We start from the raw sequence: 15,614 nt of genomic DNA on the forward strand, positions 1-15,614 counted from the left end.
ATGAATACCGAAATCATCCTCGGCATCGGGATGTTCACCGCCATCGTGCTCGCACTGGCCGTGTTCATCATCGCTGCCCGCTCCAAGCTGGTTTCGTCGGGCGACGTCACCATCGACATCAACGGCGAGAAGAAGATCGTCGTCCCCGCCGGCGGCAAGCTGCTGCAGACGCTCGCCGGCAACGGTCTCTTCCTGCCCTCGGCCTGCGGCGGCGGCGGCACCTGCGCGCAGTGCAAGTGCGTGGTCATGGAAGGCGGCGGCTCGATGCTGCCCACGGAGGAGTCCCACTTCACCAAGCGCGACGCCAAGGAAGGCTGGCGTCTGTCCTGCCAGACCCCGGTCAAGCAGGACATGAAGATCGAGGTCCCGGAAGAGGTCTTCGGGGTCAAGAAGTGGGAGTGCACCGTCGAGTCCAACCCCAACGTCGCCACCTTCATCAAGGAGCTCACCCTGCGCCTGCCCGAAGGGGAGGACGTGCACTTCCGCGCCGGCGGCTACGTGCAGCTCGAGTGCCCGCCCCACGTGGTCAATTACAAGGACTTCGACATCCAGGACGAGTACCGCGGCGACTGGGACAAGTTCAACCTGTGGCGCTTCGTCTCCAAGGTCGACGAGACCACGATCCGCGCCTACTCGATGGCGAACTACCCCGACGAAAAGGGTGTGGTGAAGTTCAACATCCGCGTGGCTTCGCCCCCGCCGGGGCGCGACGATGTCCCGCCCGGCAAGATGTCGTCCTGGGTGTTCAACCTCAAGAAGGGCGACAAGGTCACGGTGTACGGTCCCTTCGGCGAGTTTTTCGCGCGCGACACCGACCACGAGATGGTCTTCGTCGGCGGCGGCGCGGGCATGGCGCCGATGCGCTCGCACATCTTCGACCAGCTCAAGCGTCTGCACAGCAAGCGCAAGATCAGCTTCTGGTACGGCGCGCGCTCGATGCGCGAGGCCTTCTACGTCGAGGAGTTTGACAAGCTCGCTGCCGAGAACCCCAACTTCAAGTGGCACCTCGCGCTCTCCGACCCGCTGCCCGAGGATAACTGGACCGGCTACACCGGCTTCATCCACAACGTGCTGTACGAGAACTACCTCAAGGACCACCCGGCCCCCGAAGACTGCGAGTTCTACATGTGCGGTCCCCCGATGATGAACGCCGCGGTGATCAAGCTGCTGCTCGACCTCGGTGTCGAGCGCGAGAACATCATGCTCGACGACTTCGGCGGCTGAAGGCTGCCGCATCCGCGACCGCACCCGCCCGCGCATCCGCCTTCAGAGACGGGCGCGGGTTTTTTCATGAACGGCGAGACGGTCTGCCGGTGCCCTGCGGTACGACGGGGCGGTCGTCGTGTTCTGACCTCCCCGCAGGTCTCAGCGCGACCAGCGGTAGGCGAGCCGGCCCAGCAGCTCGTGCAGCGCGAACCAGGCCGCGTAGGCGGTGTTCTGGCTTGGCGCGAAAGGCAGGGGCTGGGCGTCGCCGGGGCTGTCGCCGCCGCCCAGCCAGGCCGTCGGAGCCGGGATCACGTCGAGTCCGGCGGCCTCGAACTCGGGGCGCGCGCGCTCCATGTGCATCGCGTGGGTCACCAGCAGGATCCGCTTCACCCCCGCAGCCTGCAGATGAACCGCCGAGAAACGTGCGTTCTCGCGCGTGTCGCGCGAGGCCGATTCCACCCAGCGCGGCGGCACGCCGTATTCGTCGCGCAGCAAGGCCTCCATCAGGTAGGCCTCGGGGGTGTCGCCGGCCGGTGCGCCGCCGCTCACCAGGACCGGCAGCCGGGTCTCGCGTGCGAGCGCGGCAGCGTAGCGCAGGCGCTCGAGCGCGAGCCGGTTGACCGTCTCGCCGCCGAACTCGGGCGCGTGCGTGCGCTTGCCGGCGCCGAGCACCACGATCGCCTGCGCCTCGCGCGCCCGCGCGCGATCGAGCATCTGCGGATATTCGACGCGCGCCACCAGCCACCCCACGCTCGGCGGGAAGATCAGCAGCAGGTTCAGCGCCACGCCCGCCCACGCGAGCGCCAGGCCGAGCCGAGGCCGTCGGCGCAGGGTGATCAGGCCGATCACGATCGGCAGCAGCGGCAGCACCGGTGGCAGCGCGAGCACTGCGACCAGCTTCTTGAGCCAGAAGAGCAGGGTGTCGGGGTCGAGTTCCATGGTCGGTCGGGGCGGGTTTGGCGGCGGCTGCCGCGGCCAAGTATTATCGGTGCATCGAGCCTCTGTTGCCCTCATGCGCCCTCTCCTGAACTCCCGCCGTCGCCCGCTGCGAGATCGCTGCCGATTCCGCGTGGGTGACCGTGCCTCGTGGAGGATCGCCGCTCATGCGTGAGGCCTTGTGGTCGCTGGCCCTGTTGCTGGCGGCCTATGCCGCGTTCGAGTTCCTGCGCGCGCTGCGCCTGCCGCGCGAAGGGGCGTCCGGGCTTGCCGTCGGGCCGCAGCCCGTCACGGGGACGCGGACGGCGGCGGCCGCGGCAGCCCACGACGCGAGAGATGACGAGGATGACGACTTCCTCGCCTACGCACCCTTGCCTTCCTCCGTTTCCTCTGCGGCGCCTGCAGGCGCTGCGCCTTCCGCCCCCACCTCCGCTCCTGCCGCCTCTTCCGGCGCTGCCGAGGCCGAGGCGGCCGCCGCAGCGCGCTTCGAGCTCGAGCTTGAGAACTCCCGGCTGCGCCAGGCACTGCAGGCGCAGCGGGACCTGGTGGCGCTGCAGCAGACCGAGATCGATCGTCTGGTGGAGGACATCGCCGCGTTGCGCGACGAACTGGACGCCCAGGCGTCGTCCGTCGCCAGCTCGCCCGAATACTCCGAAGCCATGGTGCTCGCCAGGCAGGGGCTTAACGCCGAGATGATCGCCGTGCGCTGCGGCATCACCCTCGCCGAGGCCGAGCTGGTCCTCGCACTCGGGCGCGGTGCGGAAGGGCACGGATGAAGCTGCCGCGCTTTCCGGCCACCCGCTCCGCGCTGCCGCGCGGCTCGCCGCGGCGCGCAGCGCTGCTCCGCGCAGCCGCGGCGCTGGCCGCCGCTCTCGTGCTGTTGGTGCTCGGGCTGCTCGACCGCGACCGTCCGGTGCCGTCGCGCGCGGGCGCTGGCGCGGCGGTTGGTGGGGCGGCGCCCGGCGCTGCGGCCTCGACTCCTCCTGCCATGCCCGCGAACCCGCTGTCGGCGGCCGGAAAGCCCGGCCCCGGTGCGCCAGCGTACGAGGCCGCCGTGCCGCTCGGGGCCGGGCAGGGGGCTGCATGCGCGCCCCCATCCGCGCCCCCACCCTCCTGCCCGACTCCGCCACCTGCGCCGGCATGCACTCCGCTTCCGGTTCCCACCGCAAAGCTCGATGGTGTCCTGCTTCCCCGTGCCGCCGTGGCGCCCGCCGGCTCCGGCTATCTCGTCCAGCTCGGCGTCTTCGCCGCCCCCGACAACGCGCTGCGCATCTACCAGCAGGCCGCAGCCGCGGGGCAGCCGGCGCACATCCAGAGCCGGGTGGTGCTCGGTCCTTTCGTCGACCGCGAGGCCGCCGAGCATGCGCGCAAGCGGCTGCAGGCGGCGGGTGCCGGGCCTGGCGTGTTGATCCCCCCAGAACGCCCGCGTTGAGCGGACGTGAAGCGTGTCACGGCGGGTCCGCCGTGCCTCGGATGATGATGTTTTTTTGAAGCGAGGTTCCAGTCATGCAGATCAAGAGTCCGCTGTTCGGCAGCGCCGAGATTGCCGAAGACAAGATCATCGAGTTTCCCAAGGGCCTGCCCGGCTTCGAGGAGTGCCGCCGCTTCACCCTGCTGCACGAGGAAGGACGCGAGGCGCATGTGTTCCTGCTGCAGAGCGTGGACGAGCCCGATGTCGCCTTCTCGGTGACCGCGCCCGAGCGCCTCGGCGTTCACCTGGAATTCCCGCTGAGCGACGAGGAAGTCGCGATGCTGCGCCTGCGCACGCCCGAGGATGCCGCGGTCGCGGTGATCGTGCGCAAGGACGAAGGCGAAAGCCCGGCCGGCACCGGCCTGCGCGCCAATTTCATGGCGCCGCTGGTCATCAACACCGGCGAGCGTGTCGGCCTGCAGAAACTGATCGATCGCCTCGGCTGCGAGATCACCCTGCGCGCCGGCGGCTGAGCCGCCCGGGTGCCCTGCGGGCGGCATGTCCGCCCGCGCCCGCGGGTACAATGCCGGCTTTCCCCAAGCAGAGGCAAAACCATGGCCCGTCAGATCATCTCCACCCCCAAGGCACCCGCCGCCATCGGCCCCTATTCGCAGGCGGTAAAGGTCGGCAACCAGGTCTTCCTCTCCGGCCAGATCGGTCTCGACCCCGTCACCATGGAAATGGTCGAGGGCGTCGAGGCGCAGGCGCGTCGCGTGTTCGACAACCTCGCCGCGGTGGCCGAGGCGGCCGGCGGCTCCTTCGCCGACGTGGTCAAGATCACCATCTATCTCACCGACCTGGCCAACTTCGGCGTGGTCAACGAGATCATGAAGTCCTGCTTCGCCGAGCCCTATCCGGCACGTGCCACCGTCGGCGTGCGCGAGCTGCCGCGCGGCGCGCTGGTCGAGGCGGATCTGGTGCTCGTGCTCGGCTGAGGCCTGCAAGGGGCAAGGCACGAGGTGTGAAACTTAAGGGGCGGGGCGCTCGGAGCGCTGCCTCCTTGGCATACCGCTTCGGTGTCCCGGTCGCGTGCCGGCCGATCAACGGCGGGCGCGCGAGACCTGTTGCCCCTTTCCTCCTTCCGAGAAGGATCGACGATTGAACGCGACGCAGCCGCCGCGCGGCTGGCCGGGGGTCGGGGCGCAGCTGGCGGGGCGGCTGGCCAGGCTCGACCTGCGCGGGCCACGCGATGTCCTGCTCCACCTGCCGCTGCGCTACGAGGACGAGACCCGGCTGACCCCGATTGCCCGGTTGCGCCCCGGCTTTCCCGCTCAGGTCGAGGGCGAGGTGCTCGGTAGCGAGGTGGTGCTGCGTCCGCGCCGCCAGCTGGTGGCGCGGATCGCCGACGACAGCGGCACCCTGGTGGCGCGCTGGCTCAACTTCTACCCCTCGCAGCAGAAACCGCTCGCGCCGGGCGGGCGCGTGCGCCTGTTCGGCGAGGCGCGCGGCGGCTTCTTCGGGCTCGAGATGGTGCATCCGCGCCTGCGCGCCGTGGCGCCCGGCGAGGCGCTGCCCGATGCGCTCACCCCGGTCTATCCCACCACCGCCGGCGTCGGCCAGATCACCCTGCGCAAGCTGGTCGCACAGGCGCTGCAGAGCGAGCCGCTCGACGAACTGCTGCCGGCCGCCTGGCTGCACCGCCTGGGGCTGCCCGGCTTCGCCGAGGCCTTGCATGCGCTGCACCATCCCGCGCCCGACGCCGACCCCTTCGCGCTCGAGCAGCGCGAGCATCCCGCCTGGCAGCGCATGAAGTTCGAGGAGCTGCTGGTGCAGCAGCTCTCGCTGCGCCGCGCCTGGCTCGCGCGCCGTGCCCAGGCGGCGGTGGCGCTGCCGGCGCGCGCCCTGCTGACCGCGGCTTTGCTCGAATCGCTGCCTTTCCGTCCCACGGGGGCGCAGGCGCGGGTGGGCGCGGAGATCGCCGCCGACCTCGCGGCGCCGCATCCGATGCAGCGCCTGCTGCAGGGCGACGTCGGCTCGGGCAAGACCCTGGTCGCCGCGCTGGCGATGCTGCAGGCGGCCGAGAACGGGTGGCAGGCGGCGATGATGGCGCCCACCGAGATCCTCGCAGAGCAGCACTGGAAGAAGCTCTCGGCCTGGCTGGAGCCCCTGGGCATCGGCGTCGCCTGGCTGTCGGGCAGCCGCAGGAAGCGCGCGCGCGAGGCCGAGCTCGCCCGCCTGGCGAGCGGCGAGGTGCTGCTCGCGGTCGGCACCCATGCGCTCATCGAGGACCCGGTGACCCTGCCGCGGCTGGCGCTCGTGGTGGTCGACGAGCAGCACCGCTTCGGCGTGCGCCAGCGCCTGGCGCTGCGCGAGAAGGGCGAGGGCGGGCGGCGGCCGCACATGCTGATGATGTCGGCGACGCCGATCCCGCGCACGCTGGCGATGACCCACTACGCCGATCTCGACGTGTCGGTGCTCGACGAGCTGCCGCCCGGGCGCACGCCGATCCGCACCCGCCTGGTCTCCGACGTGCGTCGTGACGAGGTCGTCGCGCGCGTGCGCGCGGCCTGTCTGGAGGGCCGCCAGGCCTACTGGGTGTGCCCGCTGATCGAGGAGTCCGAGGCGCTGCAACTGCAGACCGCGCAGGACACCTTCGCGACGCTGGTCGAGGCGCTCCCCGAGCTGCGCGTGGGCCTGGTGCACGGCCGCCTCAGGAACGAGGAGAAATCCGCCACCATGGCCGCCTTCTCCGCCGGCGCGCTCGATCTGCTGGTGGCCACCACGGTGATCGAGGTCGGGGTGGATGTGCCCAACGCCAGCCTGATGGTGATCGAGCACGCCGAGCGCTTCGGGCTCGCCCAGCTGCACCAGCTGCGCGGCCGGGTGGGGCGCGGCACGGCGGAGTCGGTATGCATCCTGATCTATGCCCAGCCGTTGTCGCAGACCGGCCGCGAGCGCCTCAAGGTGATCTACGAGAACATCGACGGCTTCGCGATCGCGCGCGAGGACCTGCGCATCCGCGGTCCGGGCGAATTCGTCGGCGCGCGCCAGAGCGGCGTGCCCCTGCTGCGCTACGCCGATCTCGAACTCGACGCCGGGCTGGCCGAGCCCGCGCGCGAGCTCGCCGAGCACCTGCTCGCCCACGACCCCGCCGCCGCCAACGCGCTGATGCGGCGCTGGCTGGGCGGGCGCGAAGCCTTGCTGCGCGCATGATGGGCTGGCGAGTGCTGTCGGTGCCCTGTGGCACTTTTCGCCGCGCATCGGGTGGAGAACGGCAGATCGCGACTTGCGTCGCTCCCACGGAAAACCCGGAGCGCCCGGTGTGGGACGCAGGAGCACCGCAAGTCGCGATTGCTGCCGCCCGGACGCACCGCATCTCCCGTGGGAGCGACGCAAGTCGCGATTGCTGCCGTCCGGACGCCCCTCGCGTGCCCTTGCGTTGCAAGCGGCCTGCTCCTGCACGAAGAAACCGAAACCCGCTCCTGACCCGATGCGCCCCCTGACCGCCTTCCCCCTGCACACCGGCCCGCGCCACGAGACCTGGCTCGCCCATCCGCCGCGCGTCTTGCTCCCGCCCGCGCTGCTGCCCTGGCTGAAGGATGCCGGCTCGCTCACCGCGCGCATCCGCGCGCGCTGCACCCGCTTCGAGGTGCGCGTGCTGTGCCAGCGCCTCGCCCGTGTGCGGCGCGACGAGGCGTGGCTGCTCGGCCTGCGCGTCGGCGAGCTGGCCTGGCTGCGCGAGGTGCTGCTGGTGGCAGACGGCCGTCCGGTGGTGTTCGCGCGCTCGCTGCTGCCCCGCCGCAACCTGCGCGGGGCGTGGAACCTCTTCCACGGCATCGGCGCCCGCCCGCTCGGCGCGGCGCTGTTCTCCGACCCGGCGATCGCGCGCCTGCCGCTCGCCTGCAGGCGTCTGGACGGGCGCGATGCGCGGTATCATCGCGCGGCCGCGGCGCTCGCCCGCCAGTCCCGCGCGCCGGCACTGCCGCGCGCGCTGTGGGCGCGGCGCTCGGTCTTCCTGCTGCGGGGCCGCGCGCTGATGGTGAGCGAGGCCTTCCTCCCCGCAATCCTGGAACTGCGCAAATGACCCCCGCCATGAGCCTGAGCGACAAGCTTCCCCACTATGCCCGCCTGATGCGGATCGACAAGCCGATCGGCACCCTGCTGCTGCTGTGGCCCACGCTGTGGGCGCTGTGGATTGCCGCGGCAGGCTGGCCGCCGCTGCACATCCTGGTGATCTTCATCGTCGGCACCTTCCTGATGCGCTCCGCCGGCTGCGTCATCAACGACTACGCCGACCGCGACTTCGACGGCCACGTCGAGCGCACCCGCACTCGCCCGCTCGCCACCGGCGTGGTCAGCCCCGGCGAGGCGCTCGCGCTCGCCGCCGCGCTGTCGGCGGCCGCCTTCGTCCTCGTGCTGCCGCTCAACACCCTCACCATCCTGCTCTCGGTGCCCGCGCTGCTGCTCGCCGGCAGCTATCCCTTCACCAAGCGCTTCTTCGCGATCCCGCAGGCCTACCTCGGCATCGCCTTCGGCTTCGGCATCCCGATGGCCTTCGCCGCCGTCACCGGCACGGTGCCGGCGACCGGCTGGCTGATGCTGCTGGCCAACATCTTCTGGGCTGTCGCCTACGACACCGAATACGCGATGGTCGATCGCCCGGACGACCTCAAGATCGGCATCAAGACTTCGGCGATCACCTTCGGCCGCCACGACGTGCTGGCGGTCATGCTGTGCTACGCCGCCACCTTCGTGCTGCTCACCGTCGTCGGCGCGCTCGCCGGGCTGGGCTTCGCCTGGTACGCAGGCCTGGTCGTCGCCTGCGCCATCGCCGGCTACCACTACACCCTGATCCGCGCGCGCGACCGCGCCGACTGCTTCAAGGCCTTCCGCCACAACAACTGGGTCGGCGGCGCGATCTTCGCCGGCCTCTTCATCGACCTCCTGCTGCGCGCTTGAGCCCTGTCGGCGCGCGGCGCGCTCTGCCTCACACCGGACCGATCCCCATGCACTTCATGACCGCCCTCCGCGCCGCCTGGCAGCAGCGCGACAGCCTGCTCTGTGTCGGCCTCGACCCCGACCCCGCCAGGTTCCCCGCCCACCTGCAGGGGCGCTCCGACGCCATCCTCCGGTTCTGCACGCAGATCGTCGACGCCACCGCCGACCTGGTGTGCTGCTTCAAGCCGCAGATCGCCTACTTCGCCGCGCACCGCGCCGAGGATCAGCTCGAGGCGCTGGTCGAGCACATCCACGCCCGCCATCCCGGCACCCCGGTCGTCCTCGACGCCAAGCGCGGCGACATCGGCAGCACCGCCGAGCAGTACGCCATCGAGGCCTTCGAGCGCTTCAAGGCCGACGCCATCACGGTCAATCCCTACATGGGCCGCGACTCGGTCGATCCCTACCTGGCCTACCCCGACAAGGGCGTGATCCTGCTCTGCCGCACCTCCAACCCGGGCGGTTCGGACCTGCAGTTTCTGGAGGTCGATACGTCGAAGGGCCGCATGAAGCTGTATGAACACGTCGCGCGCACCGTCGCCGAGGACTGGAACGCCAGCGGCAACTGCGCGCTCGTCGTCGGCGCCACCTTCCCGGCCGAGATCGCACGCGTGCGTGCGCTCGTCGGCGAGCTGCCGCTGCTGGTGCCGGGCATCGGCGCCCAGGGCGGCGACATCGCCGCGACCCTGGCGGCGGGGCGCACGGAGAACGGCACCGGGCTGATGATCAATTCCTCGCGCGCGGTGCTGTATGCGGGGAAGGGGGAAGACTTCGCGGAAGCGGCGCGGAGGGTGGCGGAGGAGACGCGGGACGCGATCAATGCGTACCGCTGATCGAGTCCGATCGCTCGCGGCGGCAACTTACCGGCGGCGGGTGCGTCAACGCCGGCCGCTGCTTCGCACCCATCACGAGACGCACGAATGAAATACGACGACCTCCGCGACTTCCTCGCCCAGCTCGAAGCCCGTGGCGAGCTCCGGCGCATCAAGACCCCCGTCGACACCCACCTCGAGATGACCGAGATCGCCGACCGCGTGCTGCGCGCCGGCGGGCCGGCGCTGCTGTTCGAGAGGCCGGTGACCAGGGGCGTGGCGCAGGCGATCCCCGTGCTCGCCAACCTCTTCGGCACGCCGCAGCGGGTGGCGATGGGCATGGGGGAGGAGGTCGCCGACGGCGACTGGAGCACGCCCCTGCGCGAGGTCGGCAAGCTGCTCGCCTATCTCAAGGAGCCCGAGCCGCCCAAGGGGCTGAAGGACGCCTGGGACAAGCTGCCGGTGCTGAAGCAGGTGCTCAACATGGCGCCCAAGGAGGTGCGCTCCGCGCCCTGCCAGCAGGTGGTGTGGTCGGGCGACGAGGTCGACCTGGCGAAGCTGCCGATCCAGCACTGCTGGCCGGGCGACGCCGCGCCGCTGATCACCTGGGGCCTGGTGGTGACGCGCGGGCCGCACAAGAAGCGCCAGAACCTGGGCATCTACCGCCAGCAGGTGATCGGCCGCAACCGGGTGATCATGCGCTGGCTGGCGCACCGGGGCGGGGCGATCGACTTCCTCGAGCACCAGCGCGCGCATCCGGGCGAGCCTTTCCCGGTCGCGGTGGTGCTGGGCTGCGATCCGGCGACCATCCTCGGCGCGGTGACGCCGGTGCCCGATTCGCTCTCGGAGTACCAGTTCGCCGGCCTCCTGCGCGGTGCCAAGACCGAGCTGGTGAAATGTCTCGGCAGCGACCTGCAGGTGCCGGCGTCGGCCGAGATCGTGCTCGAGGGCGCGATTCACCCGGGCGACATGGCGCCCGAAGGCCCCTATGGCGACCACACCGGCTACTACAACGAGGTCTCCGATTTCCCGGTGTTCACGATCGAGCGCATCACCATGCGGCGCGATCCGATCTATCACAGCACCTACACCGGCAAGCCGCCCGACGAACCGGCGATGCTCGGCGTCGCCCTGAACGAGGTCTTCGTGCCGCTGCTGCGGAAGCAGTTCACCGAGATCGTCGACTTCTACCTGCCCCCGGAGGGCTGCTCGTATCGCCTGGCGGTGGTCAGCATCCGCAAGCAGTACCCGGGCCACGCCAAGCGGGTGATGTTCGGCATCTGGAGCTTCCTGCGCCAGTTCATGTACACCAAGTTCATCATCGTGGTGGACGAGGATGTGAACATCCGCGACTGGAAGGAGGTGATCTGGGCGCTCACGACGCGCATGGACGCCACGCGCGACACCACGCTGGTCGACAACACGCCGATCGACTATCTCGACTTCGCCAGTCCGGTGGCGGGGCTGGGCAGCAAGATGGGGCTGGACGCGACCAACAAGTGGCCGGGCGAGACCAGCCGCGAGTGGGGGACGCCGATCGTGATGGATGCGGCCGTGAAGGCGAAGGTGGATGCGATGTGGGGCGAGCTGGGGCTGTAGGCTTACGTTTTGTTGTTGCACTGCAGCCGAACACCCGGCATGGTCCGCGGTCGAAGCCCTCGTCATGCGCTGCGGATGTCCCCGGCGCGGGCTTCCGTTCGAGGAAAGTCGATGAACAGTCCCTACCCCGCCCCGCTCGAGGCCGGCCAGCCGTCCGAGAACATGGTCACCGTCACCCACCTGGTGTATGCGCTGCATGCCTTCGCGGTGTTCTCGGCGGTGGTGGGCTCGGCCACCATCATCTTCAGCTTCGTGGCCAGCCTGCCCTCGATCGCTGCGGTGATCCTGAACTACTGGAATCAGAATGCGGTGCGGGGTACCTGGCTGGAGAGCCACTTCCGCTGGCAGATCCGCACCTTCTGGTTCGCGGTGCTGTGGATCGCGGTGTCGGTGCTGATGGTGGTGACCATCATCGGCGTGCCCTTCGCGCTCGCGCTGCTGTTGATCGCCGGGCTGTGGATCCTCTACCGCGTGGTGCGCGGGTGGTGGAACCTGATGCAGCGGCAGACGATGCCGATGGCGTGACGTCGCGATGGAGGAGTCGTGGCTGGCGCGAGCCAGCGGGCGCCTGTGCTTGCCGCAGCGCTTGCCGGAGCGCCGCATTCGCGGCTTGCGCCGCTCCTACAGGAGCCGCGGTGCTTCCTGACCCGCAGGAGCGCCGGAAGGCGCGAATGCGGCGCCGCCGTTGCGCGTGGGCCTCATTCCCCGCCGCTCCATAGCCACTCCAGCAGGGCGTCCTGCGCCGCGGCGCTGGCAGCGGCCTCGGGGTGGTTGACCATCATCACCACCGCGTGGCGTTGGCCATTGCGGTCGAGCAGGTAGCCGGCCATCGCGCGCACGCCATTGAGCGTGCCGGTCTTGATGTGGGCCTGGCCGCGTGCGGGGCTGTCGCCGAGGCGGCGGCGGGCGGTGCCGTCGACGCCCGCCACCGGCAGGGCGGCGATGAACTCCGGCATCCACGGCCGCTGCCAGGCGGCCAGCAGCAGCATTCCCAGGCTGTCGGCGCGGATGCGCTCGATCCGCGACAGCCCCGAGCCGTTCTCGATCACCAGCCCGTCGGTGTCGATGCCGGCGGCGGCCAGCGTCGCGGCGGCCGCGCGTGCGCCCGCGGTCACCATGTCCTCGGTCGCGTCCTCGCGCAGGCTCACCCGGCCCAGCGTGGCAAGCAGCTGGCGCGCGATCACATTGCTCGACCACTTGTTCATGTCGCGCACCACGTCCGCGAGTGGATCCGAGTCATCGGAGAACAGTTCTTCCGCCCCGGTCGGCAGGCGGCCTTCGCGCACCGTCCCGCCCAGGTGTCCGCCGACCTCGCTCCACAACGCGGCGACCAGTGCGCTGCCGAATTCGGCTGGCGGCAGCGGCGCGGCGCTCCAGGTGCGCGGGCCGCAGGCGGCGGGCAGGCTGCCGCTCAGTACCAGGCGGCGACCGGGTTCGACCACGGCCTGCAGGTCCTGGTACCAGCTGCCGCAAGGGGCGTCCGAGGTGAGGACGCGGTTGTCGATGACGAGGCCGGCGAGCGGCGGCTCGGCGGCCAGGGCGACCGGCGCGTTGGCCGCCTTGCCCGGGGTCAGGCCGAGCAGCAGGGTGTTGTACTGCAGCAACAGGCCGTACGGACCGCTGTTGTAGGGGCGCACGCCGCGGCCATCGAAGGCGTCGGGGTCGTGCGGCGGCAGGCGCAGCACCGAGGCATCGAGCACGATGTCGCCCGCCACGCGCTCGATGCCGAGCGCGCGCAAGCGGCGCAGCACCTTCCACAGGCGGTCGTAGCCCAGTACCGGATCGGCGCCGCCGACGAGGTAGAGGTTGCCTTCCAGCACCCCGGCACGGATCGGGCCGTCGCGGGCGATGCGGGTCGTCCAGGTGTGGGCGGGGCCGAGGCGTTCGAGCGCGCTGAAGGCGGTGACGAGCTTCATCACCGATGCCGGATTCATCGGTGCGGTGGCGTTGATTGCGAGCGTGGGCGTGGCGTGGTCCACAGGGCGGGTCCAGAGGCTCACCGCCTCTGCCGGGATGCGCGCGCTGTCGAGTGCAAGGCGCACCCCGGGCGGCAGGCCGGCGACGCCGGCGTGGGTGATCGGGGCCAGCAGCAGGCCGGCGATGAATAGCGCGCAAAGGGAAGGATTCTTCATGGGCAGCACAGGGATCCTGATCGAGTGCAGGCGGGCGAGGCGCTAGAATGCGCCCTTCGCCGGCGCAGCTGCGCGGCGGTTTCCATTCGGAGCGGCACACCCGCCGCGCATCTGCAGTCACGCGGCAGGCATACACGGGAAAGATGAGCGGATTCGGACACTACACGCGCACCGCGGATGAACTGGAGCGTGAAATCGTCAAGCGCGGCATCGCGATCGGCATCGACTGGGACGACGCGTCGAGGATGCGCGAGCTGGCACACCGTGCGCTGACTTGCACGCCCGCCTGCATGATGAAGCTGCTGCGCAGCCCGGTGCGCCAGGACAAGCTCACCGGCGAGCTCTTCGCGCTCTCCGAGCTGATGCTGCAGAACATGCGCCAGAGCGCCGAGATCGGCTTCGAAACGCACGGCGGACCGGCCTGGAAGGCCTTCGGGCGCGCGCTCAACGAGGAATACGACGCCGGGGCGCGCCCGCCGGTGGCGAGCGCCTGAGGCGGGCCCCATACGCCGAGCAGGTGCGTCGGTCCGATCGCGGGCCGATCGCGGGATCTGCGGCCGTTGCCCTCGCCACCGGGCTCCCGCCGTCTTACCCCGGCGTGCGCTCGCGCGCGAACAGCTCTTCCACCGTCTCACGCTCGCGCACCACGTGCGCGCTGGCGCCGTCGACCAGGATCTCGGCAGCGCGTGGGCGGGTGTTGTAGTTTGAAGCCATGGTCATGCCGTAGGCGCCTGCCGACAGGATCGCGAGCAGGTCGCCCTCGGCCACCGCGAGGCTGCGCGCACGGGCGAGGAAATCGCCGCTCTCGCAGATCGGCCCGACCACGTCGTAGGTGGTGGGGGCGAGGGCGCGCGGCGTGACCTCGACCACCTCGTGCCAGGCGTCGTAGAGCGCGGGGCGGGCGAGGTCGTTCATGGCCGCATCGACGATCGCGAAGTTCTTCGTTTCGCCCGGCTTGAGGTATTCGATGCGGGTCAGCAGCAGACCGGCGTTGCCGACCAGGGAGCGGCCGGGCTCGAAGCAGAGCTCTTCCTCGCGATCCGCAAAGACCTCCAGCAGCGGGGCGAGGTATTCCGCGACCGGTGGTGGGGTCTCGTCGCGATAGCGGATGCCCAGGCCGCCGCCGAGGTCGATGTGTTCCAGCACGATGCCGTCGGCGGCGAGGCCTTCGACCAGGCCGCGCAGCTTCTGTGCGGCCTCGGCGATGGGCGCGCGGTCGAGCAGCTGCGAGCCGATGTGGCAGGCGACGCCGGTGATGCGCAGGTTGGGCAGCGCCGCGGCGCGGCGGTAGAGCGCCGGGGCGTCCGCGAAGGCGACGCCGAACTTGTTGCCCTTGAGGCCGGTGGAGATGTAGGGGTGGGTCTTGGGGTCGACGTCCGGATTCACGCGCAGCGACACCGGCGCGCGCACGCCGAGCTCGCCCGCCACCGCGTCGAGGTGCTCGAGTTCCGCGGCCGACTCGACGTTGAAGCAGCGGATGCCCGCCTGCAGCGCCTGGCGCATCTCGGCGCGGGTCTTGCCGACGCCCGAGAACACCACCTTGTCGGCACGCCCGCCGGCGGCCAGCACGCGCGCGAGCTCGCCGCCCGAGACGATGTCGAAGCCTGCGCCCAGGCGCGCGAACACCGACAGGATGCCGAGGTTGGAGTTGGCCTTGACCGCGTAGCACACCAGCGCTCGGCGCCCGGCGAGCGCGTCCTTCCAGGCCGCGAAGGCGGCCTCGAGCGCGGCGCGCGAGTACACATAGGTAGGGGTGCCGAAGCGCGCGGCGATCTCGGCGAGCGGCAGCTCCTCCAGCCAGAGCGCGCCGTCGCGCGCGGACAGGGTGGGGGCGGGCCAGCGGGAGGCGGGGGCGTTCATTCGAGCGGCGATTCCTTGATCAGATCCTTCGGCACGACGGGTTTGCTATGATCGGCGCCCGCCGGGGGCGCCGAGGCGGTGCCGGGCGCCGGCAGATAGAGCGGGCCCTTGATGCCGCAGGCCGTCAGCAGCGCGCAGGCGATCGCGATCGCGGGGAATTGCACGCGTAGGGGGACTCGCAACGGGACTCGCTGAGGGACTCGCATCGCCGTTCTTCGCAAAAAACCGGAATGCTAACAGAAGGAATCAGCATGGAAGAGTCTGTGTTCAATGCACTCGCCGAGGCCGAGCTGGCGCGCATCGAGACGGCCCTGGAGGATTGCGGGGCCGAGCTCGACGTCGAGCCCAAGCCGGGTGGGATCCTCGAGATCGAGTTCGACAACGGCAGCAAGATGATCATCAACCGCCACACCGCGGCGCGCGAGATCTGGGTGGCGGCGAAGTCGGGCGGCTTCCACTTCCGTCCGCTGGACGGGGGCTGGGTCAACACCCGCGATGGTCGCGAGCTGTGGGCGATGCTCGCCGCGCTGGTGGGCGAGCAGTCCGGCGAAGCGGTGAGGCTGCTGCGGCCGAACTGAGCGGAAGGGGCGCTCCTTCCGGGGCGCCCGATGGCGACTTGCGTCGTTCCTGCACGGCGGCCGCGGAGTCGTCATCGCGGGT

General features: G+C 70.6%; 17 protein-coding genes. 13 read left to right on the forward strand and 4 right to left on the reverse strand.

What is annotated here, in order from left to right; genetic code table 11:
- A complete protein-coding gene (gene nqrF, locus PO78_RS12910) occupies nucleotides 1-1,224 on the forward strand; it encodes an NADH:ubiquinone reductase (Na(+)-transporting) subunit F (RefSeq protein ID WP_004300944.1) in 1,224 nt (407 codons plus the stop codon).
- A 141-nt stretch (nucleotides 1,225-1,365) separates the two neighbouring features.
- Here nqrF and PO78_RS12915 read toward each other — a convergent pair whose 3' ends face one another.
- Nucleotides 1,366-2,145: a YdcF family protein gene (locus PO78_RS12915; protein WP_004300946.1), complete on the reverse strand. Its 780-nt coding sequence runs from the start codon at nucleotides 2,143-2,145 to the stop codon at nucleotides 1,366-1,368.
- Between the two features lie 164 nt (nucleotides 2,146-2,309).
- Here PO78_RS12915 and PO78_RS12920 point away from each other — a divergent pair, with 164 nt between their 5' ends.
- From PO78_RS12920 to PO78_RS12965, 10 genes are all read left to right on the forward strand, one after another.
- Nucleotides 2,310-2,918, forward strand: coding sequence for a DUF2802 domain-containing protein (locus PO78_RS12920; RefSeq protein ID WP_004300947.1), 609 nt, complete (start codon nucleotides 2,310-2,312; stop codon nucleotides 2,916-2,918).
- Complete coding sequence (locus PO78_RS21925; RefSeq protein WP_052484417.1) at nucleotides 2,915-3,574, forward strand: SPOR domain-containing protein; 660 nt, start codon at nucleotides 2,915-2,917, stop codon at nucleotides 3,572-3,574. Before PO78_RS12920 ends, PO78_RS21925 begins: the two co-directional genes overlap by 4 nt.
- 74 nt (nucleotides 3,575-3,648) lie before the next feature.
- A complete protein-coding gene (gene fliW, locus PO78_RS12930; protein ID WP_004326451.1) occupies nucleotides 3,649-4,086 on the forward strand; it encodes a flagellar assembly protein FliW in 438 nt (145 codons plus the stop codon).
- 81 nt (nucleotides 4,087-4,167) lie between these two features.
- On the forward strand, nucleotides 4,168-4,548 hold the full coding sequence (locus PO78_RS12935) for a RidA family protein (protein WP_004326450.1): 381 nt from the start codon (nucleotides 4,168-4,170) through the stop codon (nucleotides 4,546-4,548).
- Between the two features lie 94 nt (nucleotides 4,549-4,642).
- Nucleotides 4,643-6,766, forward strand: a complete 2,124-nt coding sequence (recG, locus tag PO78_RS12940; RefSeq protein ID WP_269429744.1) for an ATP-dependent DNA helicase RecG — start codon at nucleotides 4,643-4,645, stop codon at nucleotides 6,764-6,766.
- Between the two features lie 277 nt (nucleotides 6,767-7,043).
- On the forward strand, nucleotides 7,044-7,637 hold the full coding sequence (locus PO78_RS12945; protein ID WP_197068773.1) for a chorismate--pyruvate lyase family protein: 594 nt from the start codon (nucleotides 7,044-7,046) through the stop codon (nucleotides 7,635-7,637).
- Nucleotides 7,634-8,512, forward strand: a complete 879-nt coding sequence (gene ubiA, locus PO78_RS12950; protein ID WP_012584657.1) for a 4-hydroxybenzoate octaprenyltransferase — start codon at nucleotides 7,634-7,636, stop codon at nucleotides 8,510-8,512. The genes PO78_RS12945 and ubiA overlap by 4 nt, the downstream gene beginning before the upstream one ends.
- A gap of 47 nt (nucleotides 8,513-8,559) precedes the next feature.
- On the forward strand, nucleotides 8,560-9,384 hold the full coding sequence (gene pyrF / locus PO78_RS12955; protein WP_004299508.1) for an orotidine-5'-phosphate decarboxylase: 825 nt from the start codon (nucleotides 8,560-8,562) through the stop codon (nucleotides 9,382-9,384).
- 87 nt (nucleotides 9,385-9,471) lie between these two features.
- Nucleotides 9,472-10,962: a 4-hydroxy-3-polyprenylbenzoate decarboxylase gene (ubiD, locus tag PO78_RS12960; protein WP_043744248.1), complete on the forward strand. Its 1,491-nt coding sequence runs from the start codon at nucleotides 9,472-9,474 to the stop codon at nucleotides 10,960-10,962.
- A gap of 111 nt (nucleotides 10,963-11,073) precedes the next feature.
- A complete protein-coding gene (locus tag PO78_RS12965) occupies nucleotides 11,074-11,487 on the forward strand; it encodes a DUF4870 family protein (protein WP_004299505.1) in 414 nt (137 codons plus the stop codon).
- Between the two features lie 173 nt (nucleotides 11,488-11,660).
- On the opposite strand, the gene dacB is transcribed toward PO78_RS12965, so the two are convergent.
- Nucleotides 11,661-13,094, reverse strand: coding sequence for a D-alanyl-D-alanine carboxypeptidase/D-alanyl-D-alanine endopeptidase (dacB, locus tag PO78_RS12970; protein ID WP_043744251.1), 1,434 nt, complete (start codon nucleotides 13,092-13,094; stop codon nucleotides 11,661-11,663).
- A 143-nt stretch (nucleotides 13,095-13,237) separates the two neighbouring features.
- Here dacB and PO78_RS12975 point away from each other — a divergent pair, with 143 nt between their 5' ends.
- Complete coding sequence (locus PO78_RS12975; protein ID WP_004299503.1) at nucleotides 13,238-13,588, forward strand: hypothetical protein; 351 nt, start codon at nucleotides 13,238-13,240, stop codon at nucleotides 13,586-13,588.
- Nucleotides 13,589-13,682: 94 nt separating this feature from the next.
- Here the strand turns inward: PO78_RS12975 and lysA are convergent, their stop codons facing one another.
- Together lysA and lptM are read right to left on the reverse strand one after the other, a co-directional pair.
- Entirely contained in the window at nucleotides 13,683-14,954 is a 1,272-nt protein-coding gene (gene lysA / locus PO78_RS12980; RefSeq protein ID WP_004299502.1) for a diaminopimelate decarboxylase, read from the reverse strand.
- A complete protein-coding gene (gene lptM, locus PO78_RS12985) occupies nucleotides 14,951-15,118 on the reverse strand; it encodes an LPS translocon maturation chaperone LptM (RefSeq protein ID WP_231570712.1) in 168 nt (55 codons plus the stop codon). Before lptM ends, lysA begins: the two co-directional genes overlap by 4 nt.
- Nucleotides 15,119-15,205: 87 nt before the next feature.
- Here lptM and cyaY point away from each other — a divergent pair, with 87 nt between their 5' ends.
- A complete protein-coding gene (gene cyaY / locus PO78_RS12990) occupies nucleotides 15,206-15,532 on the forward strand; it encodes an iron donor protein CyaY (RefSeq protein ID WP_004299500.1) in 327 nt (108 codons plus the stop codon).
- The last annotated feature ends 82 nt before the right edge of the window (nucleotides 15,533-15,614 follow it).

Source organism: Thauera sp. SWB20 (assembly GCF_000831325.1).
GTDB classification, from domain to species: Bacteria; Pseudomonadota; Gammaproteobacteria; order Burkholderiales; family Rhodocyclaceae; genus Thauera; species Thauera aminoaromatica.